The sequence below is a fragment of the Tsukamurella sp. II2bb genome (assembly GCF_057815145.1).
Genome location: NZ_JBYPZI010000009.1, coordinates 184,497 through 208,144 on the forward strand (window position 1 = coordinate 184,497; position 23,648 = coordinate 208,144).

General features: G+C 70.4%; 23 protein-coding genes. 4 read left to right on the forward strand and 19 right to left on the reverse strand.

From position 1 onward, the window contains the following. The first annotated feature begins 59 nt into the window (after nt 1–59). The gene (locus AC21LY_RS19480; protein ID WP_489048212.1) at nt 60–1,478 is read left to right on the forward strand and encodes a class II fumarate hydratase; all 1,419 of its coding nucleotides are present in this window, start codon (nt 60–62) and stop codon (nt 1,476–1,478) included. On the opposite strand, the gene AC21LY_RS19485 is transcribed toward AC21LY_RS19480, so the two are convergent. Continuing rightward, nucleotides 1,471–2,046 carry an NPCBM/NEW2 domain-containing protein gene (locus AC21LY_RS19485; protein WP_489048213.1) on the reverse strand — a complete coding sequence of 192 codons (576 nt, stop codon included), beginning with the start codon at nt 2,044–2,046 and terminating at the stop codon, nt 1,471–1,473. The genes AC21LY_RS19480 and AC21LY_RS19485 overlap by 8 nt on opposite strands. Nucleotides 2,047–2,085: 39 nt before the next feature. Next, the gene (locus AC21LY_RS19490; RefSeq protein WP_489048214.1) at nt 2,086–2,397 is read right to left on the reverse strand and encodes a hypothetical protein; all 312 of its coding nucleotides are present in this window, start codon (nt 2,395–2,397) and stop codon (nt 2,086–2,088) included. A 60-nt stretch (nt 2,398–2,457) separates the two neighbouring features. Here AC21LY_RS19490 and AC21LY_RS19495 point away from each other — a divergent pair, with 60 nt between their 5' ends. Continuing rightward, nucleotides 2,458–3,039 carry a methyltransferase domain-containing protein gene (locus AC21LY_RS19495; RefSeq protein WP_489048215.1) on the forward strand — a complete coding sequence of 194 codons (582 nt, stop codon included), beginning with the start codon at nt 2,458–2,460 and terminating at the stop codon, nt 3,037–3,039. Nucleotides 3,040–3,123: 84 nt separating this feature from the next. Here the strand turns inward: AC21LY_RS19495 and AC21LY_RS19500 are convergent, their stop codons facing one another. From AC21LY_RS19500 to AC21LY_RS19515, 4 genes are all read right to left on the reverse strand, one after another. Beyond that, nucleotides 3,124–3,729, reverse strand: coding sequence for a hypothetical protein (locus tag AC21LY_RS19500; protein WP_489048216.1), 606 nt, complete (start codon nt 3,727–3,729; stop codon nt 3,124–3,126). Between the two features lie 112 nt (nt 3,730–3,841). Further along, nucleotides 3,842–5,536 (reverse strand): fumarate hydratase, encoded by a 1,695-nt coding sequence (locus tag AC21LY_RS19505; protein ID WP_489048217.1) that lies wholly within the window; start codon nt 5,534–5,536, stop codon nt 3,842–3,844. 107 nt (nt 5,537–5,643) lie between these two features. After that, nucleotides 5,644–6,972, reverse strand: a complete 1,329-nt coding sequence (locus tag AC21LY_RS19510) for a permease prefix domain 1-containing protein (RefSeq protein WP_489048218.1) — start codon at nt 6,970–6,972, stop codon at nt 5,644–5,646. Next, entirely contained in the window at nt 6,969–7,319 is a 351-nt protein-coding gene (locus tag AC21LY_RS19515) for a PadR family transcriptional regulator (protein ID WP_489048219.1), read from the reverse strand. The genes AC21LY_RS19510 and AC21LY_RS19515 overlap by 4 nt, the downstream gene beginning before the upstream one ends. Before the next feature lie 123 nt (nt 7,320–7,442). Here AC21LY_RS19515 and AC21LY_RS19520 point away from each other — a divergent pair, with 123 nt between their 5' ends. Further along, nucleotides 7,443–8,621, forward strand: coding sequence for a GNAT family N-acetyltransferase (locus tag AC21LY_RS19520; protein WP_489048220.1), 1,179 nt, complete (start codon nt 7,443–7,445; stop codon nt 8,619–8,621). Between the two features lie 66 nt (nt 8,622–8,687). Here AC21LY_RS19520 and phoH2 read toward each other — a convergent pair whose 3' ends face one another. The 4 genes from phoH2 to AC21LY_RS19540 form a co-directional block, all read right to left on the reverse strand. Continuing rightward, on the reverse strand, nt 8,688–10,007 hold the full coding sequence (gene phoH2, locus AC21LY_RS19525; protein WP_489048221.1) for an RNA 5'-3' helicase PhoH2: 1,320 nt from the start codon (nt 10,005–10,007) through the stop codon (nt 8,688–8,690). Between the two features lie 272 nt (nt 10,008–10,279). Continuing rightward, on the reverse strand, nt 10,280–11,110 hold the full coding sequence (locus tag AC21LY_RS19530) for an acyl-ACP desaturase (RefSeq protein ID WP_489048222.1): 831 nt from the start codon (nt 11,108–11,110) through the stop codon (nt 10,280–10,282). Between the two features lie 64 nt (nt 11,111–11,174). Then, entirely contained in the window at nt 11,175–12,473 is a 1,299-nt protein-coding gene (gene glyA / locus AC21LY_RS19535) for a serine hydroxymethyltransferase (RefSeq protein ID WP_489048223.1), read from the reverse strand. A 9-nt stretch (nt 12,474–12,482) separates the two neighbouring features. After that, nucleotides 12,483–13,694 carry a DUF885 domain-containing protein gene (locus tag AC21LY_RS19540; protein WP_489048224.1) on the reverse strand — a complete coding sequence of 404 codons (1,212 nt, stop codon included), beginning with the start codon at nt 13,692–13,694 and terminating at the stop codon, nt 12,483–12,485. 45 nt (nt 13,695–13,739) lie between these two features. On the opposite strand from AC21LY_RS19540, the gene coaA reads away from it, so the two are divergent. Then, nucleotides 13,740–14,663, forward strand: a complete 924-nt coding sequence (gene coaA / locus AC21LY_RS19545) for a type I pantothenate kinase (RefSeq protein WP_489048225.1) — start codon at nt 13,740–13,742, stop codon at nt 14,661–14,663. Between the two features lie 4 nt (nt 14,664–14,667). Here the strand turns inward: coaA and AC21LY_RS19550 are convergent, their stop codons facing one another. From AC21LY_RS19550 to AC21LY_RS19590, 9 genes are all read right to left on the reverse strand, one after another. Beyond that, a complete protein-coding gene (locus AC21LY_RS19550; protein WP_489048267.1) occupies nt 14,668–15,468 on the reverse strand; it encodes an isoprenyl transferase in 801 nt (266 codons plus the stop codon). Nucleotides 15,469–15,539: 71 nt separating this feature from the next. Beyond that, on the reverse strand, nt 15,540–16,325 hold the full coding sequence (locus AC21LY_RS19555) for an ABC transporter ATP-binding protein (RefSeq protein WP_489048226.1): 786 nt from the start codon (nt 16,323–16,325) through the stop codon (nt 15,540–15,542). Further along, nucleotides 16,322–17,368 carry a taurine ABC transporter substrate-binding protein gene (locus tag AC21LY_RS19560; protein WP_489048227.1) on the reverse strand — a complete coding sequence of 349 codons (1,047 nt, stop codon included), beginning with the start codon at nt 17,366–17,368 and terminating at the stop codon, nt 16,322–16,324. Before AC21LY_RS19560 ends, AC21LY_RS19555 begins: the two co-directional genes overlap by 4 nt. Beyond that, entirely contained in the window at nt 17,365–18,225 is an 861-nt protein-coding gene (locus AC21LY_RS19565) for an ABC transporter permease (RefSeq protein WP_489048228.1), read from the reverse strand. The genes AC21LY_RS19560 and AC21LY_RS19565 overlap by 4 nt, the downstream gene beginning before the upstream one ends. A gap of 108 nt (nt 18,226–18,333) precedes the next feature. Beyond that, on the reverse strand, nt 18,334–19,089 hold the full coding sequence (locus tag AC21LY_RS19570; protein WP_489048229.1) for an SDR family NAD(P)-dependent oxidoreductase: 756 nt from the start codon (nt 19,087–19,089) through the stop codon (nt 18,334–18,336). 90 nt (nt 19,090–19,179) lie between these two features. Beyond that, nucleotides 19,180–19,731: a DinB family protein gene (locus AC21LY_RS19575; protein WP_489048230.1), complete on the reverse strand. Its 552-nt coding sequence runs from the start codon at nt 19,729–19,731 to the stop codon at nt 19,180–19,182. Nucleotides 19,732–19,810: 79 nt separating this feature from the next. Then, nucleotides 19,811–20,869 carry a 3-deoxy-7-phosphoheptulonate synthase gene (locus AC21LY_RS19580; protein WP_489048231.1) on the reverse strand — a complete coding sequence of 353 codons (1,059 nt, stop codon included), beginning with the start codon at nt 20,867–20,869 and terminating at the stop codon, nt 19,811–19,813. A gap of 193 nt (nt 20,870–21,062) precedes the next feature. Beyond that, entirely contained in the window at nt 21,063–23,033 is a 1,971-nt protein-coding gene (locus AC21LY_RS19585) for a thioredoxin domain-containing protein (protein WP_489048232.1), read from the reverse strand. Between the two features lie 98 nt (nt 23,034–23,131). Further along, nucleotides 23,132–23,644: a DUF1772 domain-containing protein gene (locus AC21LY_RS19590; protein ID WP_489048233.1), complete on the reverse strand. Its 513-nt coding sequence runs from the start codon at nt 23,642–23,644 to the stop codon at nt 23,132–23,134. Nucleotides 23,645–23,648: the final 4 nt, after the last annotated feature.

A 23,648-nucleotide genomic window follows, 5' to 3' on the forward strand; every position in this document is an offset into this window, starting at 1 on the left:
TCCGCCTCTCGTCCTCGGGCCCTGGGAAGTTTCCCGGGGCCCGAGTACGTTAGTGAGGTATGGCTAAGAACGCTGATACCCCGGAGACCGAGTACCGCACCTTCCGCGACACCATGGGCGAGGTCCAGGTGCCGGCGACCGCCCTGTGGCGCGCGCAGACGCAGCGCGCGGTCGAGAACTTCCCCATCAGCTTCCGCCCGCTCGAGCGTGCGCAGATCCGCGCGATGGGACTGCTCAAGGCGGCTGCGGCGCAGGTCAACCAGGACCTGGGTCTGCTGGCACCGGAGAAGGCCGCCGCGATCATCGCGGCGGCGCAGGAGGTCGCCGAGGGGCGGCACGACGACCAGTTCCCCATCGACGTCTTCCAGACCGGCTCGGGCACCAGCTCCAACATGAACGCCAACGAGGTGATCGCCTCCCTCGCCGAGCGGGCCGGGGTGCAGGTGCACCCGAACGACGACGTGAACATGTCGCAGTCGTCCAACGACACCTTCCCGACGGCAACGCACGTCGCCGCGACCGAGGCCGTGGTGACGGTGCTGATCCCGGCGCTCGAACACCTGCAGGCCGCGCTGGCCGCGAAGGCGTCCGCGTGGCGCGACGTGGTGAAGTCCGGCCGCACCCACCTCATGGACGCGGTGCCGGTGACGCTGGGCCAGGAGTTCGGCGGCTACGCCCGCCAGGTCGAGGCCGGCGTCGAGCGGGTTCGCGCCACCCTCCCCCGGGTCGGCGAGGTCCCCATCGGCGGCACCGCCGTGGGGACCGGGCTCAACGCGCCGGAACGGTTCGGCTCCCTGGTCGTGGCGGAGCTGATCCGCCTGACGGGGGTCACCGAGATCCGGCTCGCCAAGGACAACTTCGAGGCGCAGGCCGCGCGCGACGGGCTGGTCGAGCTGTCGGGCGCGCTGCGCACCGTCGCGGTCTCGCTGACCAAGATCGCCAATGACGTGCGGTGGATGGGCTCGGGCCCGCTGACCGGGCTCGGCGAGATCTCCCTACCCGACCTGCAGCCCGGCAGCTCGATCATGCCCGGCAAGGTCAACCCGGTGCTGCCCGAGGCCGTCACGCAGGTGGCCGCGCAGGTCATCGGCAACGACGCGGCGGTCACGTGGGGCGGCGGGAACGGCGCCTTCGAGCTCAACGTCTACATCCCGATGATGGCGCGCAACGTACTCGAGTCGATCACGCTGCTGGCGAACGTCTCCCGCCTGTTCGCCGACCGCTGCATCGAGGGCCTGGTCGCGCACGAGGAGCGACTGCGCACGCTGGCGGAGTCGTCGCCGTCGATCGTGACGCCGTTGAACTCGCTCATCGGGTACGAGGAGGCCGCCGCGGTGGCCAAGGAGGCGCTGCGCGAGGGGAAGACGATTCGGCAGACCGTGATCGACCGCGGTCTGATCGGCGCGGACCTGACGCTCGAGGAGTTGGACCGGCGGCTCGACGTTCTCGCGATGGCGAACGTCGACCGGGTCAGGTGAGGGACGCCGCGCCGATCGCGCCGTAGGGCGACGCGGCCGGGGCGCACTGTCCCCCGGTCGCGAGGGCGGAGACGGTGACCGACCGCGCTCCCGTGAGCGGGACGGAGATGTTCTGGGGCCGGCCGTCGCGCGTGAGGGCGGCGGCCAGTTTCGTCTCGCCGTCCACGATGAAGGAGACGCGGATCTTGAGCCCCGCGGGGGTGTGCGGTTGAAGCCCGAGGACGCCGGTGAGCTTGGCGAACTCGCCGCCGAGCCGGTAGACCGCGGTCGCGGCGGTGCCCTCGCAGCCGATCCACACGCCGGTGGCACTGCGGTACATGGTGCCCGCGAGCGTCGCGGTGAGGGCCTGGCCGGTGTCGCCGACGGCGCTCGAGGTCGCGAGCCGGGTGTAGAGCGGGGTTCCTGTGGGAGTGGTCGTCGGGGCCGCAGCGACCTGCGTGACCGCCGAGCCCGCCTCCACGCTGTGCGAGCCGGGGCGCGCCTCCTCCGACGATGCCGGCCCGCCGCAGCCCGCGGTCACGCAGACCGCGGCACAGGTCAACACCGTGAAACCGGTTCTCAATCCCACTCGCTGAGGATAGCCCGTCCGTGGCGCGCCCGGTTCCGGTCAGTGCCGATCGACGAGCAGATACGACGCACCGGCTGCCACCGCCGCCACGCCAAGCACCGAGGGCCACGCGCCGATCTTCTTCGCGAGCGGGTGCGAGGCACCGAATCCACCGAGGTAGACCGCGCCGAGCGCGGCCGCCGTACCCGCTCCGCCCTTCGCGTACCAGCCCTGTGCCGCTGCGGCGCCCGCCGCCGCGAGCACGACGCCGCCGAGCGGACGGATCCCCGTCGCCCGCGCCACGGAGTAGCCGCCCACGAGTCCTGCCGCGGCGATCGGAGCGGTGCCGATCCGGTCGATGATGTTCGTCATGCCATCAGCGTACCCACTACAGCCTGTAGTAGATGTGCGACGGCGAGTAGGTTGGGCACCATGAGCACGCCGCGGTGGTTCACCGAGACGAAGGAAGGCCACAGCGAGTGGTACATCGAGCGATTCCGGACCATGGCGCGCGAGGGTGCGGATCTGGTCGGTGAGGCGCGGCTGGTCGACGCGATGGTGGGCCGCCGCTCCCGGATCCTGGACGCCGGCTGCGGGCCGGGCCGGATCGGCGGGTATCTGCACGCCGTCGGACACGACGTCGTCGGCGTCGATGTGGATCCGAAGCTCATCGCGGCCGCGGAGCGGGATCACCCGGGCCCGCGGTGGCTGGTCCAGGATCTCGCCGAACTGGACCTGGACGGGACCTTCGACGCGATCGTCTGCGCGGGGAATGTCCTGGTCTTCGTGGCGGAGGGCACGGAGACGACGGTGCTGCGGGGTTTCCGGAAGCACCTGAAGCCGGAGGGATTCGCGATCGTCGGCTTCCAGACCGACCGCGGGCTCACGCCGGACCAGCTGGATGCGTACGTGGCGGACGCCGGCCTACGCACCGACCTGCGCCTCGCGACCTGGGATGTGAAGCCCTGGCACGACGGCGCCGACTTCGCGGTCAGCATCCTGCGCCCGGCCTGAGCCTCGCCGCACGCCGGTACCGATACGCCGACACCCGGGACGCCGCGACTCCATCAGGAAGTCGCGGCTCCGGGCGCGGATTCGTCAGTCCAGGAACGGATTGTGCGCGGGCAGCGGGTGGATCAGCGGGTCGAGCTGCGCCCGCGCCTGCGCGACGGTCAGCACGTTCTCGGGCTCGAGCGGGATGATCTCGCGGACCGTCTCGTCGTACTCCCACACATCCTCACCGACGAGGCGACCCTGGTCGTCGTACGGCCAGATCATGTGCTCGGCCGACTTCAGCAGGTACCAGCGATCGGGGTCGACGGGCACCCCCTCCGCCACCAGCATCGCGCCCGGATGCTGCTGGTACATGACGGAGGTGGAGACGATCATGTTGTCGCTCACCGCGATCTTCTCGCTGTCGGTGTAGAACACGCACTCGGCCGACTCCGTCCACGCGTGGTAGACGTTGCGGACCTCCTCGGCACCGTTGAGCACCAGCGTCCTGCCGAGCATCTGAAAGTGGTACACCGGGTGCTCGACGGTCATCTCCGGGGTGAATATCTCCGGGTACCGGCCTGCCATCTCCAGGTTCCGGTGCCGGTCGTACGCCTGTAGCAGGTACTTGTGGCGGGGGTTGTCGGTGGTCTCAATCGCGTGCCGTACGGCGGCATTGGTCTGCGTGATGTCGAACATGAAGTCACTCACAGGCTCTCCCTTTCTCGAAGCTTGCCTGGTGACCATCGTCCGCCCGACGCGCGAACTACGGGCGAGTATTCGTCATCAACACCCGCACCGTCATTGACGAGAACCGCGTCGGTCAGCGCTCCCTGGACCGGACCCGGATGCCGCTCAGCGGGATCGACACCTCGCCCGACGGGTCGGTGAAGAAGTCGTTGCCCTTGTCGTCGACGACGATGAAGGCGGGGAAGTTCTCGACCTCGATCTTCCACACGGCTTCCATGCCAAGTTCGGGGTACTCGATGACCTCCTGCGACTTGATGCAGTCGAGCGCCAGTCGCGCCGCCGGGCCGCCGATCGAGCCGAGGTAGAAGCCGCCGTGCTCGTTGCACGCGGTGGTGACCTGCTTGGAGCGATTCCCCTTGGCCAGCATGATCATCGAGCCGCCTGCGGCCTGGAACTGGTCGACGTAGCTGTCCATGCGGCCCGCGGTGGTCGGACCGAACGAGCCGGAGGCCATGCCCTCGGGCGTCTTCGCCGGACCGGCGTAGTAGACCGGGTGGTCCTTGAGGTACTGCGGCATGGGCTGCCCCGAATCCAGCAGGTCCTTGATCTTCGCGTGCGCGATGTCGCGCGCGACGACCAGCGGGCCGGTCAGCGACAGGCGGGTCTTCACCGGGTACTTCGACAGTTCGGCCAGGATCTCGGGCATCGGACGGTTCAGGTCGATCTCGACGACCGCGCCGCCCTCGATGTCCTCCGCGACGCCGGCGTCCGGCATGTACTGCGCCGGGTCGGTCTCCAACTGCTCGAGGAAGACACCGTCGGCCGTGATCTTGCCGAGCGCCTGCCGGTCGGCGGAGCAGGAGACGGCGATGGCGACCGGCAGCGAGGCGCCGTGCCTCGGCAGGCGCACCACGCGCACGTCGTGGCAGAAGTACTTGCCGCCGAACTGCGCGCCGATGCCGAAGGACTGGGTGAGTTCGAAGACCTTCTCCTCGAGCTCCTTGTCCCGGAAGCCGTGCGCCGCCATCGAACCCGTCTCGGGCAGGTCGTCGAGGTAGTGCGCCGAGGCGTACTTCGCGGTCTTGAGCGCGAACTCGGCGGACGTGCCGCCGATGACGATCGCGAGGTGGTACGGCGGGCAGGCCGCGGTGCCCAGCGAGCGGATCTTCTCGTCGAGGAACTTCAGGATGCGGTCCGGGTTGAGGATCGCCTTCGTCTCCTGGAACAGGAAGGACTTGTTGGCCGAGCCGCCGCCCTTGGCCATGAACAGGAACTTGTACTCCGGCCCCTTCGGCCCCTGCTCGGTGGCGTAGATCTCCACCTGCGCAGGAAGATTCGTCCCGGTGTTCTTCTCCTCGTACATGGTGATCGGCGCGTTCTGCGAGTAGCGCAGGTTCAGCTTCGTGTACGCGTCGTAGACGCCGCGGGAGATCCACTCCCCGTCGTCCACCCCGGTCAGCACACCCTCGGCCTTCTTGCCCATCACGATCGCGGTGCCGGTGTCCTGGCACATCGGCAGCACGCCGCCGGCGGAGATGTTGACGTTCTTGAGCAGGTCGAGCGCCACGAAGCGGTCGTTGCCCGACGCCTCGGGATCATCGATGATCTTGCGCAGCTGCCGCAGGTGGGCCGGCCGAAGGTAGTGGCTGATGTCGTGCATCGCCTCCGCGGTCAGCTTCTGCAGTGCCTCCGGCGCGACCCTGAGGAACTTCTGCCCGTCGACCTCGAAGGTCTCCACGCCCTCGGTCGTCACGAGCCGGTACGGCGTCGTATCGGGACCGATGGGCAGCAGGTCGGAATAGATGAATTCGGGGCTGTTCGAAGTCACCCGACCAGCGTATTCCTCCCCCGAACCGCCCCTCGGCTTAGGTTCCCCTTCTCCCCTTTCCGGGCCCGACGGTGCCCGGCTCACACGAGCCCTCGACGGTGCCAGGCTCACACGAAACCGAAGAGCGGCGGGAAGGCGAGGGCCACGACCGCCGCCCACGCCGCGTACGCGGGCAGGGTCGCCGTCTGCCAGCGCTCGACGGCGGCGAAGTCCCGGCGTCCCCGGACGAATCCGTACCCGAGACGGGCGGCGCCGAGCAGGATCACCAGCAGGATCAGGTTCAGCCCCAGCACCGCGGCCTTGTTCGGCGAGGTGCCGAGTTCGGCGGTGCGCGTGATCATCGCGATCAGCACCACCAGGTCCACGGCGATCGCCGCGACCACGAGCGCCACCTGCAACCGGTCGAAGACGTCCGGCCGTCGCCGCGGATCACGGGCCGAGACGGCGTAGAGCAGCAGGCCGACGACGAGCACGAGCACCACCGTCATGAGGACGAGCAGGTCGCGGTCCACCCCGATCAGCCCGGGCCGCGAGGCGAAGGCCCCCAGCACGACTACGAGCATGAGCAGCGTGATCGGCGTGAAGATGCGGGTCAGCACGGGCGCGATGTTCTCGATCACCTCCTGCTTGGCCTCGACGAGCCACGCCGCCACCAGCACCGCGCCGCCCACGCAGACCGGCAGCACCCACGTGGTGAGCGCATCCTCCGCCTGCAGGCCGACGGTGCTCAGCGCGCCGATCGTGAGCCCGATGATCGCGCCGCCACCGAGAGCGATGAGCAGGAAGTAGATCGCGTACTCGCCGGTGAACCGCACGAAGTCCATCCGGCGCGGGGCCGAGCGCCACGCGCCGCCGGTGTAGGCCACGCCGACGCCGAACCACAGCACCACGGGCATGGCCACGACGCACAGGACCTCGGTCGAGGTACCGGAACCGAATCGGTACGCGGCGAGCACCGCCGCCATCACCACGAAGCCGCCGAGGACGACCGCGGCCCCGCGTACGGGCATGGATCGCTTCCAGGCGAAGTACGCCACCAGGAACGGCGCGACCGCGAAGCCGACGAACCGCGGCGAGGTCTCTCCCAGCAGGTGCAGGACGGCCAGCAGTGACAGCCCCGCGCCGGCGCCCAGCGCGAGCACCACGGGCAACTCGCCGCGCCGCCCCGTCGCATCCTCCGCACTGCCCAGCACCAGCTGCTTCCACAACCGGTCGGAGTGCTCGCGAGCGAACTCGTGGGCCACCGCGTCGACGGCGCCCATGCGCTTGACCGCGACGAGGAAGGACTCATCACCGTCGAGGCCGCGGGCCTGAAGATCCGAGATCGTGTCGCGCAGGTGGGATTCGAGCTCGTCCACCTCGTCGGAGCGCAGGCGCCGCCGGCCCACCAGGTACCCGCGCCACTGCCGGATCTGGGCGTCGACGGGGCCCGTCATGCGAGCCCCGCCTGCGGCGCACCGTCGGACCAGAGACCGTCCAGCGCGGCGCTGACGACCCGCCACTGATCCCGACGGTCCGCGAGCGCCTCCCGCCCGGCGGGCGTGATGGCGTAGTGCTTGCGCCTGCGGCCGGTCTCGGCGACCTCCCACCGCGACTGCACCTGCCCGAGCCGTTCGAGGCGATGCAGAAGTGGGTAGAGCATCCCGTCGGACCACTCGAGCCGCCCGCCGGAGAGCTCACGGACGCGCGTGAGGATGGCGTAGCCGTAGCTGTCGCCACGACTGAGGATGCTCAGCACCAGCGGGGTCGCCGAGGCGGCGACCAGGTCCTTGTCGATGTGCATCCGACCTCCATACCTAGAACCACTAGGTACAGGTATACCTTGCAGTTCTAGGCATGGCAATGCGGCGCGACACCGCCGGGACACCGCGACGACGTCCATGCAGGTCCAGTACCCTGGGCAAACGTGAACGAAGTCCCTCAGGTGGCCGCACGGCAGGCTCCGCCGACACTGCCGACATCGCGACGGGCCGCGATCGAGTCCCTCGCCGGTGAGGGCGTTCCGCTCCCCGAACGCGAGTTCTTCGTCGAGGAGTTCCGCGGGGTCACGATCGTTGTCGCACTCCCGCTGGTCGACTCCGCCGCGCTGGCGGCCGCCGGCCGCACCGTCGACGCCTTCTCGGCGGGCGACACGCGGTTCGTCTTCGTCGTGCCGACCGATCAGGCCGACGCGACCGCCGCCGCGGTCGGAGGGCGAGCGGTGAGCGGTGCGTCGGCCTGGAACGACGATTTCGTCGCCGACCTCTGGCTCGCCGTCACCGACGCGAAGCGCGTCGTCGTCGGCGCGGACCCCGCCGCGCTCGCACACACCGCCGGCGCCGTTTCGACGAGCGTCCGCGCGTCGAAGATGGTGCTCACCGATCCCGGCGGCGGGTGGGGTACCCCGCCCCGCAGCTACGCCGACATCGACCTGCACGGCGAGCGTCTCGCGGCCCACCTTTCCGCGCGCGGACTCGACGACTACGCGCCCGCCGCCCACGCCGCCCTCGTGGGCGGGGCGTACAGCGTGAACCTGTGCCGCGCCGAGGACCTCGACTACGAGCTCCTCACCTTCGACGGCCGCGGCACGGTGCTCACGCACGGCCGGTACCTGCACGTGACGCCGCTCCAGGTCGACGATTTCGCCCGCATCGAATCCCTGGTGACCCAGGGCGTCCGCGACGGGATCCTCAAACCGCGCAGCCGCGCCGAGATCGCCAGGATGGCGGCCGGAGGCCTCGGCGCCCGCGTGCTCCGCACCGGCCACCTCGCGGGCGTGGTGGGACTCGAAGTGGACCGGTACGCCGGCTCTGGCTACGCGGAGGTCTCGGGCCTGATCACGGTCGCCGAGTTCTCGGGACTCGGTGCCGGGAGCCTCCTGATCGACGGACTGTTCGAGCTCGCCGGGGCCCGCGGACTCACGCACGTCTTCGCCGTGACGGTCAGCGACAGCGCCGCGGAGTTCTTCGTCCGGCGGGGATTCCGGGAAGTCGGGCACCAGGACGTGCCAGCGCAGAAGTGGGCGGGCTACGACGCCGAGCGCCTGGACCTCGCGCGCTGCTTCCTCCGCCCCGTCCAGAACCCCTCCGGATCCCCGGCGTCGTAGCCGGCCCCGTTCCGAGACGGGCGAGCACTCGCCCTCCCGAGACCACGGCGCGACTCGACTCCCGCCTCATGCGCCCGGAGCGAACTCCTCGAGCATCTCGGTGACCAGCGCTGCGATCGGCGACCGCTCGGACCGGGTCAGGGTGACGTGCGCGAACAGCGGGTGCCCCTTGAGCTTCTCGATCACCGCCGCCACCCCGTCGTGCCGGCCGACGCGCAGGTTGTCGCGCTGCGCGACGTCGTGCGTGAGCACCACCCGCGAGCCGGACCCGAGGCGCGAGAGCACGGTGAGCAGCACATTGCGCTCGAGCGACTGCGCCTCGTCGACGATGACGAAGGAGTCGTGCAGCGAGCGGCCGCGGATGTGCGTGAGCGGCAGCACCTCCAGCATCCCGCGCGACATCACCTCGTCCATCACCTCGGGCGAGGCGAGGCCGTCGAGGGTGTCGTAGACGGCCTGCGCCCACGGCCCCATCTTCTCGTTCTCGGAGCCCGGCAGGTAGCCGAGGTCCTGGCCGCCGACGGCGTAGAGCGGGCGGAAGACCACGACCTTGCGCTGCGTGCGCTTCTCCAGCACCGCCTCCAGGCCGGCGCAGAGCGCGAGCGCCGATTTGCCGGTGCCCGCCTTGCCGCCGAGGGAGACGATGCCTACCGACTCGTCGAGCAGCAGATCGAGTGCGACGCGCTGCTCCGCGCTCCGCCCGTGCAGGCCGAAGGCCTCGCGGTCGCCGCGCACCAGCTGCACCTGCTTGTCCGCGGTGACCCGGCCCAGCGCGCTCGACGTGCCGCCGAGCAGCCGCAGACCGGTGTTGCACGGCAGGTCCCGCGCCTCGTCGAGGTCGACGACACCGCCGGCGAACAGCGCGTCGATCGCCCCGCGTGATACCTCCAGCTCCTCCATGCCGGTCCAGCCGGAGGTGACGACGTCCTGGGCGCGGTACTCGTCGGCGGGCAGCCCGACGGCGCCGGCCTTGACCCGCAGCGGGATGTCCTTGGACACGAGCACCACGTCCCGGCCCTCGGCCCGCAGGTTCAGTGCACAGGCGAGGATGCGGGAGTCGTTCGTCTCGGTGCGGAAACCGACCGGCAGCACCGTCGGATCGATGTGATTGAGCTCCACCTGTATCGTTCCACCCCCCGGCGTGGGGATCGGCTGGTCGAGGCGGCCGTGCTCGAGTCGCATGTCGTCGAGCATGCGCAGCGACTCGCGGGCGAACCAGCCGAGTTCGGCGTGGTGGCGCTTGCCCTCGAGTTCGCTGATCACCACGAGTGGGAGCACCACGTCGTGCTCGGCGAAGCGGGTGATGGCCCAGGGATCGGACAGCAGGACGGAGGTGTCGAGCACGTACGTGCGGGGGGTCTCGGCGGAAAGCTCAGCGAAAGACACGGTGACGCTCCTAGCCTGCGCGGCGCCCACGCAGGGCGTGTAGCTGCGGCCGGCCGGTTCCAAGCGCCGACGGTGCGTTGTTCTTACGCCCGTACGGCGAGGACCGGGGCCGGCCCTCTCGTGGAAACTGAACATCCAGTCACGGTTGGAACCTCCCGGGACGAACTGCTTCCCCGCAATCCGTCACCGCCAACGTAACGCCGAACGCGCCGCGCTGCCCGGAGGTTGCGCGGCGCGTTCGTGAACAGTTCGTTACGGGCGGAAGGCCTGCGTCAGAGCGCAAGGCCCCACGTCGAGAGCAGTCCGTTCAGGATCTCGCGGTCCCGCTCGGGCGAGCTGATGCCGGCCTCGGTGACGACCCGGCGGGCCTCGTCGAGGCCGTCGGCGGTCTCGGCACCGATGGGCGAGGCCAGGCGCGCCTGACCCAGCAGGGCGTCCTTGACGTGGCCCTCGTTGACATCCAGCGCGACGGTGAGCAGCTCGGTCCAGTAGCGCTGCTGCGTGCGGTCGTCGTTCGCGACCTTGCGCAGGGTGGTGACCAGGCCCGCGGGCGTGCCCTCGGCCTTCTCGGCGTAGTCGGCGAGGCGGTCGAAGTAGTCCGCGGAGAGCGCCTCGTGGACGATCACCATGGCGATCTGCTCCGCGATGTGGATCTCGTCACGGGTGCCCTCGTACTGGCGGTAGCCCCGGGTCACGGCCTCCAGGCGCCACATCTCCAGCTGCTCGACGTCGCAGGTGCGGCTGACCACGACGTGGTCGCGCAGCGCGATGCCGTGACGGTTCTCCTCGGCGGTCCAGTGGCCGACGAACTTGCCCCAGTCCGAATCGATGAGGTGGTGCTGCGCCAGCAGGCGGTGGAAGGACGGCAGGTGGTCCTTGGTGAGCAGGCCCAGGACGAGGCCGTTGCTGACCACCGCGTCCACCTTGACGTCGGCGGGGACGAAGTCCTCGCCGCCGAGGAAGGCGTAGTTGCGACCGTCGTCCCACGGGACGTAGTCGTGCGGCTGCCAGGCGTCACCGGCCTCGACGTAGGCAGCGCGGATGTCCGGCAGGGCCTTGTCGATGGCGAGGGTCAGGTCGTCCTCTACAGTGCTGGAAGTCACCCGGTCACCTTAGAGCAGTCGTCACCCGCCCATCAAATTCCGGACGCGGAACGCCAACCCGGGTTCACCGAGAGAGCAGGCCCCAGTCCTCGAGGCCCTCGTAGAGCGGAACCTCGAGCGCCAGCGCGGAGACGCGGGCACGCAGCGCGGCGACATCCGCGCCGCGGCCCTGCGCGAGCGCGGTGCCGATGATGTCGGAGACCTCGGTGAACTCCTTGGCCCCGAAACCGCGGCTGGCCAGGGCCGCCGTGCCGATCCGCAGGCCGGAGGTGACCATCGGCGGGCGCGGGTCGAAGGGCACGGCGTTGCGGTTGACGGTGATGCCGACCTCGTGCAGGAGGTCCTCGGCCTGCTGACCGTCGAGGTCGCTGTTGCGCAGGTCGACGAGGACCAGGTGCACGTCGGTGCCGCCGGTGAGCACGGTGATGCCGGCGTCGGCCACGTCCTTACCGTTCAGTCGTTCGGCGAGGATCTTGGCACCGTCGAGCGTGCGCTGCTGCTTCTCCCGGAACTCGTCCGTACCCGCGATCTTGAGCGCGACGGCCTTGGCGGCGATCACGTGCATGAGCGGGCCGCCCTGCTGACCCGGGAAGACCGCGGAGTTGAGCTTCTTGGCCCACTCCTGCTTCGCCAGGATGATGCCGGAGCGGGGGCCGCCGAGGGTCTTGTGCACGGTGCTCGAGACGACGTCGGCGTGCGGGACGGGGCTCGGGTGCAGGCCCGCGGCGACGAGGCCGGCGAAGTGCGCCATGTCGACCCAGAGATGGGCGCCCACCTCGTCGGCGATGGAGCGGAAGGCGGCGAAGTCCAGGTGCCGCGGGTAGGCCGACCAGCCTGCGACGATCACCTTCGGCTTCGAGTCGAGGGCGATCTTGCGCACCTCGTCCATGTCGACCCGGTGATCCTCCTTGGAGACGCCGTAGAAGACGTTCTCGTAGAGCTTGCCGGAGAAGTTCAGGCGCATGCCGTGGGTGAGGTGGCCGCCGTGCGCGAGGTCGAGGCCCATCAGCGTCTCGCCCGGCTCCATCAGCGCCTGCAGGACGGCGGCGTTGGCCTGCGCCCCCGCGTGCGGCTGGACGTTGGCGAACTCGGCGCCGAAGAGATCCTTCGCGCGATTACGGGCGAGGTCCTCCACCACGTCGACGTACTCGCAGCCGCCGTAGTAGCGGCGTCCGGGGTAGCCCTCGGCGTACTTGTTGGTGAGCACGGAGCCCTGGGCCTGCAGCACGGCGCGCGGCACGAAGTTCTCCGAGGCGATCATCTCCAGCGTGTCTCGCTGTCGGGCGAGCTCACCGTTCATGGCGGCCGCGACCTCGGGATCGAGTTCGGCGAGGGACGCGGAGTTCACGCTGTTTTCGCTCATGCGGTCATCCTAAGCCGCGAGCTCCCGCCGCAGCGCGGACGGGGTGAGCGGCTCGTCGAGCAGCCGCCCGAAGCGCTCCAGCCGGGCCGGCCGGGAATCCGCCCGGTCGAGCCACTCGCCGAGCAGCGCGTACCCCTCGACGTAGGTCGAGATGTACGCCCGCCACAGCGGCGAGCCGATGAACCGCAGCGACTGCCGCGCGCTGCGCTCGGCCATCAGGCCCCAGCGCTGCAGGTAGGCGGCCACGTCGTCCTCGCTCGCGTGCCGGTCGTGCAGGAGCAGTGCCGCGTCCTGCCGCACGTGCAGCAGGCCCGACGAGGCCTCCGCGATCCGCTCGGCCAGCTCCCCGTCGAAGCTCAGGCCGAGGTCGGCGTAGATCTCCCGCGCCCACGCGCCCCATCCGGGGCCGATCGCGGCGCGCAGCGCGTGGTCCGCCAGGCCCTCCGCCATGAGGCACTGCGGCGTGTTCACCAGAAAGACGGTCTGCTCCGGCTGATTCTGTCCCGCGACCAGCAGCTGCTCCTTGCGGCAGTGCTCGGTGTGGTGGCCCGGGTAGGCCTCGTGCGCGATGAGGTGCGGCAGCGCCGACAGGTACTGGGGCAGGTCCCCGTTCACCGCCACCCGCGAGCGGTAGCCGCCGAGGTAGTAGTTGAACCCGGACCAGGGCTTGTCGTGCTCGATCTCGAAGGCCACCGTCTCCGCCTCGGGCAGCGGGTACCGCCCGCGGACCACCTCGCGCAGGGCCCCGGCGAGCGCATCCACCACCTCGGGGACCCTCTCCACGGGCACCTGGAACCGCTCACGCTGCGCCTGCATCCGCGGCTGCAGCGGCCCGGTCCCCGGCAGGAGCTCGTCGAGCGCCGCGTGCGCCGCCTCGTAGTCCGCGGTGTCCGCCAGGGCGATGTCCACGTCGAAGTAGGCCTTGACCTCGTCGACGAAGCCGATCGCCGCACCGTCGAACTTCCGGGCCGAGCACTCGAGAGCCGCGACGTGCCCGGCCAGGAACTCCCGGCGCACGGGCGACAGCGCGCCGTCGGCCTGGACGTCCCGCGCCAGGGCGCGCGCCTCGGCGGCGAGCCGGGCGGGTTCGGGCGCATCCTCGGCCTGCACCGCCCGACGGTGCGCCGGGTCACCGAAGTACGCGTCCACGAAACCGGACTCGATGCGATCGAAGCGCAGGCCGAGCCGTAGGTAACGGTCGATGACGCTCAGGTCCTCCATGCGTGCCAGACTAGAACCCATGTCTGACACGGGGAGCGGAGCCCGGTGAGCGAACCGAGCCCCTACATAGAACTCGACCGCTCCCAGTGGCGCGAGCTCCGGCGGTCGACTCCCCTGTCGCTGACGGAGGAGGATCTGTCGCACCTGCGCGGCTTGGGCGAGCAGATCGACCTCGCCGAGGTCGCGGAGGTCTACCTCCCGGTCTCCCGTCTGATCCACCTGCAGGTCGCGGCGCGGCAGCGGCTCTACGCCGCGACCGCGACCTTCCTCGGTGAGCAGCGCCACAACGCGCAGGTGCCCTTCGTGATCGGCGTCGCCGGCTCGGTGGCGGTCGGCAAGTCGACCACGGCCCGCGTCCTGCAGGCGCTGCTCGCGCGCTGGGATTCGCACCCGCGCGTGGACCTGGTGACCACCGACGGCTTCCTGCACCCCACCGCCGAGCTGGAGCGCCGCGGCATCATGCACCGCAAGGGCTTCCCGGAGTCCTACGACCGGCGGGCCCTGCTGCGGTTCGTGACCGCGGTGAAGTCGGGCGCCGAGGACGCGACCGCGCCGATGTACTCGCACCAGCTCTACGACATCGTGCCCGGCGAGTTCATCCACGTGCGCCGCCCCGACATCCTCATCGTCGAGGGTCTCAACGTGCTGCAGACGGGGCCGCGGCTGATGGTCTCGGACCTGTTCGACTTCTCCGTCTACGTCGACGCCCGGATCGAGGACATCGAGCGCTGGTACGTCGACCGGTTCCTGTCCATGCGGACCACCTCGTTCGCGGACCCGTCCTCGCACTTCCACCACTACGCGGGGCTCTCCGATGTCGAGGCGCGCGATCGTGCCGAGGGCATCTGGGCCGGCATCAACCGGCCGAACCTGGTGCAGAACATCCTGCCGACGCGCCCGCGCGCCACGCTCGTGCTGCGCAAGGACTCCGACCACTCCATCAACCGGGTGCGGCTGCGCAAGCTGTGACGGCTCAGGCCCCGAACCGACGGTGCCGCGCGGCGTAGTCGCGCAGGGCGCGCAGGAAGTCGACGCGCCGGAACTCGGGCCAGTACGCCTCCGTGAACCAGATCTCGCTGTAGGCGCTCTGCCACAACAGGAATCCGGACAGCCGCTGCTCACCCGAGGTGCGGATCACGAGATCGGGATCCGGCTGGCCCTTGGTGTACAGGTGCTGATCGATCCCCTCGACGGTGACCGCGTCCACCAGTTCCTGCCCGGACATCCCCTCGGCGAGTTCACTGCGCAGCAGCGACTGCACCGCGTCGACGATCTCCTTGCGGCCCCCGTACCCGACCGCCACGTTGACGTGGGTCCCGGTGCGCCCCTCGGTGCCCTCCGCGGCCGCGGTGAGCCGGCGCGCGGCGTCGGGCGGCAGCAGGTCCATCGCACCGACGATCTTCACCGACCAGTTCTTGTCGGGTCCCGAGATCTCCTCGACGACGTCGGTGATGATCTCCAGCAGCGCCGCGAGCTCGTCGGGATCGCGCTGCAGGTTCTCCGTGGAGAGCAGGTAGATCGTAGCGAGCTCGATACCCGCCTCGTCGCACCACTCGAGCATCTCGGCGATCTTCTTCGCGCCCATGCGGTAGCCGTGGCTGACGTCGCTGAAGCCGGCGGCCCGCGCCCAGCGCCGATTGCCGTCGCAGAGCACCGCCACGTGCCGCGGCCGCTGCGCACCGTCGCGGTACGCGGCGGTGAGCTCCCCCACCAGCCGTCGCTCGTAGAGCGCATAGGCCGGCGAGAAGAGCTTGCGGGCCGGTCCGGTCGGCAGCGACACGGGCAGTTTGGGGGCACTCACCACGGCAGCAAGACTACGCCGCGCGACCCGTGCTCCCGCTGAGATCAGTCGTGCGCGGCGTAGATCGCAGCGGCGAGCTCGGTTCGCAGGGCCTGGAACTCGGGCGTAGCTGTCACCGCCGGATCGCGGACGGTGTCCGGGCCGTCGCCGGGCAGCTCGACCTTGCGATCGATCACCACGCGGCCCGGCCGGGCGCTCATCACCAGCACGCGGGTGCTCAGGAAGACCGCCTCCTCCACCGAGTGCGTGATGAAGACGATCGTCTTGCCCGCCTCCCGCCAGATCCGCAGCAGGTCCACCTGCAATCGCTCGCGGGTCAGCGCGTCGAGCGCGCCGTAGGGCTCGTCCATCAGCACGATGGCGGGATCGTTGACGAGCACCCGCGCGATCTGCGCGCGCTGCTGCATGCCGCCCGACAGCTCGTAGGGCCGCTTGTCGCCGAAGTCGCCGAGCCCCACCAGGTCGAGCAGCTTCTGCGCCTGCTCGCGGCGCTCGGTCTTACCCACACCGCTCACCTTGGGCCCGAACTCGACGTTGCCGCGCACCGTCAGCCAGGGGTACAGGGTGGGGGCCTGGAAGACGACTCCCCGGTCGGCCGACGGTGCCGTGACCCGCGCGCCGCCCACCTCGACGATGCCCTCGGTCGGGTCCTCGAAGCCCGCGACCAGGCGCAGCAGGGTCGTCTTGCCGCAGCCCGACGGCCCGACGATGGAGACGAACTCGCCCGGCTCGATCGTCAGGTCCGTGGGCTGCAATGCGACCGTCTGGCCGCTGGCCGTGTCGTAGGTCTTGCCCACGCCCGTGAGTTGGACGCGTTCGGTGCCGCTCATCGTGCTCCCCCTGCGTAGACGCCGTCGGTGTAGTGCTGGGCCGGGCCGACGCCCTGGACCTGCCCCTGCTGGAGCAGGAACTCCGCGGTCTTGCGGATGTCGGCGCCGAGCTGCCCGCCGAGGTAGTCCGGGCCGGCCTGGGTCTTGGCGTCGAAGTACGCGTAGCCCTTGATCTGCGTGAGCACCTGCTCCACGGGGACGCCGAGCTGCCCGGCGATGTGCTCGGCCGCCTTCGCCGGTTCGGTGTTCAGCAGGTTCGCCGCCCAGCCCTGCGCAGCGGTCCAGACCTTGAGGAAGGCGGGGTTGTCGCGCACGAAATCGCTGCGCGCGCCCTCGAGGTCGTAGGTCGGTGCGCCTTGCTCGGCGACCTGCGCGCTGGTGGTCAGGACGGTCCCCTTGAGCTGGCTCAAGGTGGGCTCCCAGATGTACGTCGCGTCGATCTGCCCGCCACCCCAGGCGCCGCGGATGGCGTCGGGGGCCAGGTTGATCACCTGTGCATCGGTGACGCCCGCCTTGGCGAGGGCCGTGAGCAGGCTGTAGTGCGCGGTCGACGCGAAGGGCACGGCGATCCGCTTGCCCTTGAGGTCGGCGACGGTCCTGATGCCGTCTCCGCGCGCGACGAGCGATTCCGCGGCCCCGATCCGGTCCTGGATCCAGATCACCTTCATGTCGATGTTCAGCGGCGCGCTCAGCGCCTTCGCCGCGGGCGCACTGCCGAGCAGGCCCACGTCGAGGCTGTTGGCACCGAAGGCCTGGATCACGTCGCCGCCGGAGGCGAACTTGCTCCACACCACGTTCACGTTGGGCAGGCAGGTCCCCAGCAGGCCCGTGTCCTTGACGACGAGGTCGCCGTTCGGGATCTCCTGCCAGCCGATCCGTACGGTGCCCGTCACCGTCGGGTCCGGGTCGACGGGGCACGCCGTCGTCCCCCCGATGGAACGGGACTGTTCGGCCCGCCCGGATTCGACGATGCAGCCGGTCAGGGTGAGGCCGACGGTGCCGACGACGAGCGCCGTGCGCGCGAGGCGCGTGAGGCGGTTCATGCCTTCCCCTTCCACGGGACGGCCAGCAGGCCGATCCACTTGATGAGCGAGTCCAGCAGCAGCGCGGTGACGCCGATGACGATGATGCAGGCGATGGTCAGCGGGGTGTTGAGCTGCTGGCCGGCGAGGTAGGCGAGGCCGCCGATGCCGGGGATACCGTTGTTGAGCTCGGCCGCGACGACCGTGGTCCAGGCGAAGCCGACGGCGATGCGGATGCCGTTGATCACCTCGGGCAGGGTCGCCGGCACGATGACGCCCCGGATCGTCTGCAGGTGGTTGGCGCCGAGCGCGCGGGCGGCGTTGATCTGGTCCTGGCTGACGCCCTGCACGCCGTTCACCGTGGAGATCGCGATCGCCGGGAAGGCGGCGAGGAAGAGCAGCCAGATCTTCGACGTGTCGCCGATGCCGAACCACACGATGAGCAGGCCGATGTAGCCCAACGGCGGCAGCGCGCGCAGGAAGTTCAGGTACGGCTCGATGATCGTATTGATCGTCTTCGAGGTGCCCATCGCGAAGCCCAGCAGCGGACCGACGATGATCGCGGCGCCGACACCCGCGAAGATCCGCTGCAGGCTGGCCACCAGGTGCTCCCACAGGAAGTAGTTCTGCTCGCCCAGCACCTCACGCGGCACGCCCGGCGCCACCTGGTGCCAGGTGCTCGCGCGGACCGCGGCGTCCCACACCGCCTTCGGCGTGGGCAGGAAGGTCGCGTCGATCAGTCGCAGCCCGCTCACCAGCCACCAGACGGCGACGAAGACGAGCAACGCGATGATGCGCACGAGCCACGAGCGGACCGCCTGCGGCAGCGGTTCGATGACGGCGTTCTTCACCCGCAGCAGCGGGGGCTCTCCGGCCATGAATTCCTCTCCGGTGCCCGAGGAGGCACACGAACAGGAAACCCTGCCAGCGAGCGTTCTGCAGCGTAAGTATTTGGGTCGCGGTGATCGTTAGAGCATCGACACAGGTCAGACGGTCTTCCGGTGCACGGTCCGCACCGCGACCTGATCTCGCGGCATGATCTGCACGTAGTCGATGTTCACGTGCGGGGGCCGGGTGACCGTCCACGTGACCGCGTCGGCGACGTCGTCGGCGGTGAGGTGGTCGACGCCCTCGTAGATCTTGTCGGCGGCGGCCTGATCGCCCCGGAGCCGGACCACGGAGAACTCCGTCTGCACCATGCCGGGGTCGATCTCGATCACCCGGATCGGCTCACCGCCGAGCTCGAGCCGCAGCACGCGGGTCACGGCGCGCGCACCGAACTTCGCGGCGTTGTAGCCGCCGCCGGTCGCGTAGGCCTCGGTGGACGCGGCGGAGCCGATGGTGACGACGCTCGCCGACGGGGAGGCGCGCAGCTTGGGCAGCAGCGCCTGCACCATGCGCAGGATCGACAGCACGTTGATGTCGTACATGCGGGCCCAGTCGGCCTCGTCGGACTCCTCGATGCGGTCCGCGCCGAGCGCGCCGCCCGCGTTGTTGACCAGGATGTCGACCTTCTCGACGGCGTCGGCGAAGGCCTTCACGGACTCGGTGTCGGAGACGTCGAGCGGCAGCGCCGTGACGATCCGCTCGGGGTGCTGTGCCTCGAGGTCGGCCTTGAGCTCCTCGAGCCGCTCGACCCGGCGGGCCCCGATCACCACGTCGTATCCCGCTCGGACGAGGTGCCGCGCCGTGGCGGCCCCGATCCCGCTGCTCGCTCCGGTGACGACGGCGACCTCGGCCATGACTGCTCCTGCATCTCGATCGGGACGGGTGAACCTTCACCGTAGCCGCACGCCGGGCGCGCCGCCGGGTCCGGCAGGCGCGGATCGCGCTCAGCCGGCGGCGCGCGGCGCCAGCCCCACGTCCACGCGGTGATGCTCCAGGTCGTGCAGGGCGTAGGTCGCGAAGGACTCGACCGTGAACGCGGACCCGTTGGACCGCAGCCCCTTCCGGCGCCACTGGTCATCGCCGACGGCGCGGTAGGCGTCCGCGAACTCGGCGGCCGCGCGGGCGAGTTCGTCCGCGACCACCGCCGGGTCCTGTTCGGCGTAGGCGTCCTCGACGGCGGTCGCATCCTGATCCCAGTTCGCGAAGGTCGCGCCGTCGGCGGCCGCCTCGTCGTAGGTCAGCATGAGCCCCAGCCGTTCCCGCATGATCCGGTGCACGTCCCGCAGGTGGCAGCCGTACTCCAGCGGCGACCAGGTGCTCTCGTCCGGCCGGGTCCGCGCTCCCGCGGCGAGCAGCACGGCGTCCCAGCCCCGCGCCGACAGCGCGATCCGGTCCGCGACGTCACCGCGGCGCACCGCCGCCGGGTCGAAACCGCAGGCCGGGCACGCCCGCTCCATCACCCACGTCCAGTCCTTGGTGTCCGGTTCGATCGCCATGCGCATCAACCTACTGCTCCCCCCGCCGAAGACTCCGGTCGTGAAACCGAAGGATTCCGTTGTTTCACGACCGGACCGTTCAGCGCAGCGCCGCGGCCAGGTCGTGCAGGACCGAATCGGTGGTCGCGAAGTCCATGCACTTGTCGGTGACGGACTGGCCGTAGACCAGCGGGCCGGGGCCCGGCTGCTGCGCGCCCGCGACCAGGAAGGACTCGAGCATCAGGCCGGAGATCCCCGTCTCCCCCGCCGCGATCCGGCCGGCGATCTCGCGCGCCACCTCGGCCTGCCGCACGTGGTCCTTGCCCGAGTTGGCGTGCGAGCAGTCGACCATCACCGACGGTGCCAGCCCGGCCTTCTCGAGCGCGGCCACGGCGGCGGCGACGGAATCGGCGGCGAAGTTCGGCCCGCCCCGTCCACCGCGCAGGATGATGTGGCAGTTGTCGTTGCCGACGGTCTCGACCACCGCGGCGGCACCGTCGTCGTCGGTGCCGAAGAAGACGTGCCGGGAGCCGGCGGACAGCGCACCGTCGATGGCGACCTGCACGTTCCCGTCGGTGGCGTTCTTGAAACCGATCGGCATCGACAGGCCCGAGGCCAGCTGCCGGTGCACCTGCGACTCGGTGGTGCGGGCACCGATCGCGCCCCAGGCGACGGTGTCGGCGATGTACTGCGGACTGGTCGGCTCGAGGAACTCGCAGCCCACGGGAAGACCGATCTCGAGCACGTCCAGCAGCAGCTGCCGCGCGACCCGCAGACCGCGGGGCACGTCGTACGACTCGTCCATGCCGGGGTCGTTGATCAGGCCCTTCCACCCGACGGTGGTGCGCGGCTTCTCGAAGTACACGCGCATCACCACGAGCAGCTCGTCGGCGAGCTCGTCCGCGATCGGCTTCAGCCTGCGCGCGTAGTCGAGCGCGGCCTCCGGGTCGTGCACGGAGCAGGGCCCCACCACCACGAGGAGTCGCTGGTCGCGGCCGGCGATGATGTCGGCGACGGCGGTGCGGTCGGCCTCGACCTTCGCGGCCAGACGGGGCGCGAGCGGCAGCTCGTCGCGCAGCTGCACCGGCGACGGAATGGCGTGGAACGCCGAGACCCGACGATTCGAGGTGGACGCCGGCGAGTCGAGTTCGATGGTCATGAGATGCCTTCCTGAGGTGGGCGGCACCAGCAGGAGGTCCGGTGCCAATAGAAAAGGCAGCGAGCGCTCTCGCTGCCTTCGGCTCCGGGTTGTGATCGGTACTAGCGCACACGCGCCTCACCGCAGGCCCCACCCGGAGCCTCGGTAAAGCGCCAATACGCGTTCATACCCACGGCCACGACGCTAGCACATCTCATCCCGCGATCTCCTCGGCCAGGGCCTCGGCACTCGTCACCGGCAGGGAGCAGACGGTGCCGCGGCACACGTACGCAGCGGCGCGCCCGCCGACGGCACCGCGCCCCTCGAGCAGGGGCTGCGAGTCCTTCGCGCCCACGACGACCACCGCTCCCCCGGGCGCCAGCCGCCGTGCCTCCGCCGCCAGCGCGGCGGCGCCGGCACCGTCGGCGACCGCGATCCGCAGTCCCGCTGCGGCCTGCTCGGCGATGGCCAGGTGGTGGCCCGCTCCGCGCGGGACGCGCCGGATCAGCTCGCCCGAGCGGGCCCGGGTGGCCGCGGCGAGTGTGGCGTAGCGTTCGCCGAGCAGCGCCTCGGCGTAGGTCAGCGCCTCGGCGATGAGGCTCGCGCCGGCCGGGGTGGCCCCGTCCGCCGGGTCGCGCGGGCGGGTCAGGAGCGTCTCGCCGTCCGACGGTGCGTCGTACCAGCTGCCGTCCGCCGCCGGGTCCACGAACCGGACGATCGCGGCGTCGAGGATCGCGGCCGCCGCTGCGTCCCAGTCGGATCCGCCGGTCCGCTGGGCGAGCGCGAGCAGTCCGGTGACCAGCGCGGCGTAGTCCTCGAGCATGCCGTCGGCCTCGCCCACCACCTCGCCGAGCGAGCTGCGGCGCAGCCGCTCACCGTCCCAATGGGTTCCGAGGACGTACCGGGCGACGGACTCGGCATCGTCGACCCTGCCCGCCTCCGCGAGCGCCGTGATCGCCAGCCCGTTCCAGACGGTGACCACCTTGTGATCGCGGCCGGGTTGCGTTCGGCGCGAACGGGTCTCGAAGAGGCGCCGCCGGATGTCCGCGAGCCGCACCGGATCCGGTTCGCCGCGCAGCTGCAGCGTGGAGGTGCCGTGCTCGAAGGTGCCGCCCGGCGTGACCGCGAAAATCTCCGCGGCCCAGGCGCCGTCGGCCTCGCCCAGCGTCTCGACGAGCTGCTGCGGCGTCCACACGTACGTGGCCCCCTCCACGCCGTGCCCGTCCACGACGGTGTCGGCGTCGAGCGAGGAGGCCAGCCCACCCCCGTCGACGGCGAGGTCGCGGAGGAGGAAGTCGGCGGTCTCGTCGGCGACCCGCTGCGCCAGTGGCGATCCGGTGCGCCGGGCCAGGTGCGCGTAGAAGCGGAGCAGAAGGGCGTTGTCGTAGAGCATCTTCTCGAAGTGCGGCACCACCCAGTCGGCGTCGACGGCGTAGCGGGCGAAGCCGCCGCCGAGCTGGTCGTAGATGCCGCCGCGAGCCATCGCCTCGGCGCACCGCTGCGCGACCCCGAAGGAGGCCGCGTCGCCGGTGCGCTCGTGGTGCCGCAGCAGAGCCTCCAGAGTCGCCGACGGCGGGAACTTCGGCGCGCGGCCGAAACCGCCCGACGGGTCCTCATCGGCGCAGATCGCCCGCACCGCCCCGGCCAGGTCCGCGACGGAGGGGGCGGCGCCGTCGGGCAGGCCGGCGGAGGCCTGGCGCAGATGCGCGGCCACCTGCCCGGAGACCCGTCCGACCTCGTCGCGGCGCTCACGCCAGGTGTCGGTGATGGCCTCGAGGAGCTGCGGGAAGCTCGCCTGGCCGTTCCGCGGCACGGGCGGATAGTAGGTGCCGCAGTAGAAGGGCTCTCCCGACGGGGTGAGGAAGCAGGTCATCGGCCAGCCGCCCTGCCCGGTCATGGCGACGGTGGCGTTCATGTAGATCGCGTCGAGGTCCGGGCGCTCCTCGCGGTCGACCTTGATGCAGACGAAGCCCGCGTTCATCTGCTGTGCGATGGCGTCGTTCTCGAAGGATTCGTGCGCCATCACGTGGCACCAGTGGCATGCGGCGTAGCCGATGGAGAGCAGGATCGGCACGTCGCGCTCGGCCGCCTCCGCGAGCGCCGCGTCGGACCACTCCTGCCAGTGCACCGGGTTGTCGGCGTGCTGGCGCAGATACGGGCTGGTGGACGCGCCGAGTCGGTTCATGTGTTCACCCTACGACCCTTCCAGCCACGATCCTGACCGCAACGAGTGGCCTCCGGCGTCTGGACGATCGCGCCACGACGGCGTGCACGCCAGTTGCATCATGCGACAGGGGCCGCCGGTGCGGTCCGGGTGGCATTGCCCGAGAGCGACAGCGCCCGTAACCCGCATAACCAGCCGATTCCGCCGAGCACCATGCGTGGATAGTTCAGTGTGGTCCAGGTGTCGATGAAGGACTCGACCCGCTCTGGCGTCCACGCCTTGCCCTGAGACTGAAAGATCAGCATCTGCGTGGCGAAATAGCCGTAGGTGGACGCCGAGTAGGCGGCCATGGTGCCCGCAGCCGCCAACCACCAGCCGCGGAAGGCTACAGGGGTGCGCCACGCCAGATACAGATTGATCAGCGACAGCAACGCGACAACCGGGGAAACGAAGGGCCAGAACGCTCGACCGGCCTGATGGAAGCCGGATTCGTTCATGGCCTCGAGCATCCGATCCGGGGGCGCATCGGCCCACATCGGGATGACGCCGAGCTTCTCGTACCAGCCGGCCCCGAACTGGATTCCGACGAATATCACCAACAGCCACAACGGGATCGCGCGTTTCACAGGCATCGTC

Excerpts from the sequence above, each read along its gene's own strand:
- AC21LY_RS19480 (WP_489048212.1), top strand. The coding sequence starts at position 60 with ATGGCTAAGAACGCTGATACCCCGGAGACCGAGTACCGCACCTTCCGC.
- AC21LY_RS19490 (WP_489048214.1), bottom strand. The coding sequence starts at position 2,397 with ATGACGAACATCATCGACCGGATCGGCACCGCTCCGATCGCCGCGGCA.
- AC21LY_RS19495 (WP_489048215.1), top strand. The coding sequence starts at position 2,458 with ATGAGCACGCCGCGGTGGTTCACCGAGACGAAGGAAGGCCACAGCGAG.
- AC21LY_RS19510 (WP_489048218.1), bottom strand. The coding sequence starts at position 6,972 with ATGACGGGCCCCGTCGACGCCCAGATCCGGCAGTGGCGCGGGTACCTG.
- AC21LY_RS19515 (WP_489048219.1), bottom strand. The coding sequence starts at position 7,319 with ATGCACATCGACAAGGACCTGGTCGCCGCCTCGGCGACCCCGCTGGTG.
- glyA (WP_489048223.1), bottom strand. The coding sequence starts at position 12,473 with ATGAGCGAAAACAGCGTGAACTCCGCGTCCCTCGCCGAACTCGATCCC.
- AC21LY_RS19540 (WP_489048224.1), bottom strand. The coding sequence starts at position 13,694 with ATGGAGGACCTGAGCGTCATCGACCGTTACCTACGGCTCGGCCTGCGC.
- AC21LY_RS19555 (WP_489048226.1), bottom strand. The coding sequence starts at position 16,325 with ATGAGCGGCACCGAACGCGTCCAACTCACGGGCGTGGGCAAGACCTAC.
- AC21LY_RS19560 (WP_489048227.1), bottom strand. The coding sequence starts at position 17,368 with ATGAACCGCCTCACGCGCCTCGCGCGCACGGCGCTCGTCGTCGGCACC.
- AC21LY_RS19565 (WP_489048228.1), bottom strand. The coding sequence starts at position 18,225 with ATGGCCGGAGAGCCCCCGCTGCTGCGGGTGAAGAACGCCGTCATCGAA.
- AC21LY_RS19570 (WP_489048229.1), bottom strand. The coding sequence starts at position 19,089 with ATGGCCGAGGTCGCCGTCGTCACCGGAGCGAGCAGCGGGATCGGGGCC.
- AC21LY_RS19575 (WP_489048230.1), bottom strand. The coding sequence starts at position 19,731 with ATGGCGATCGAACCGGACACCAAGGACTGGACGTGGGTGATGGAGCGG.
- AC21LY_RS19580 (WP_489048231.1), bottom strand. The coding sequence starts at position 20,869 with ATGACCATCGAACTCGACTCGCCGGCGTCCACCTCGAATCGTCGGGTC.
- AC21LY_RS19585 (WP_489048232.1), bottom strand. The coding sequence starts at position 23,033 with ATGAACCGACTCGGCGCGTCCACCAGCCCGTATCTGCGCCAGCACGCC.
- AC21LY_RS19590 (WP_489048233.1), bottom strand. The coding sequence starts at position 23,644 with ATGCCTGTGAAACGCGCGATCCCGTTGTGGCTGTTGGTGATATTCGTC.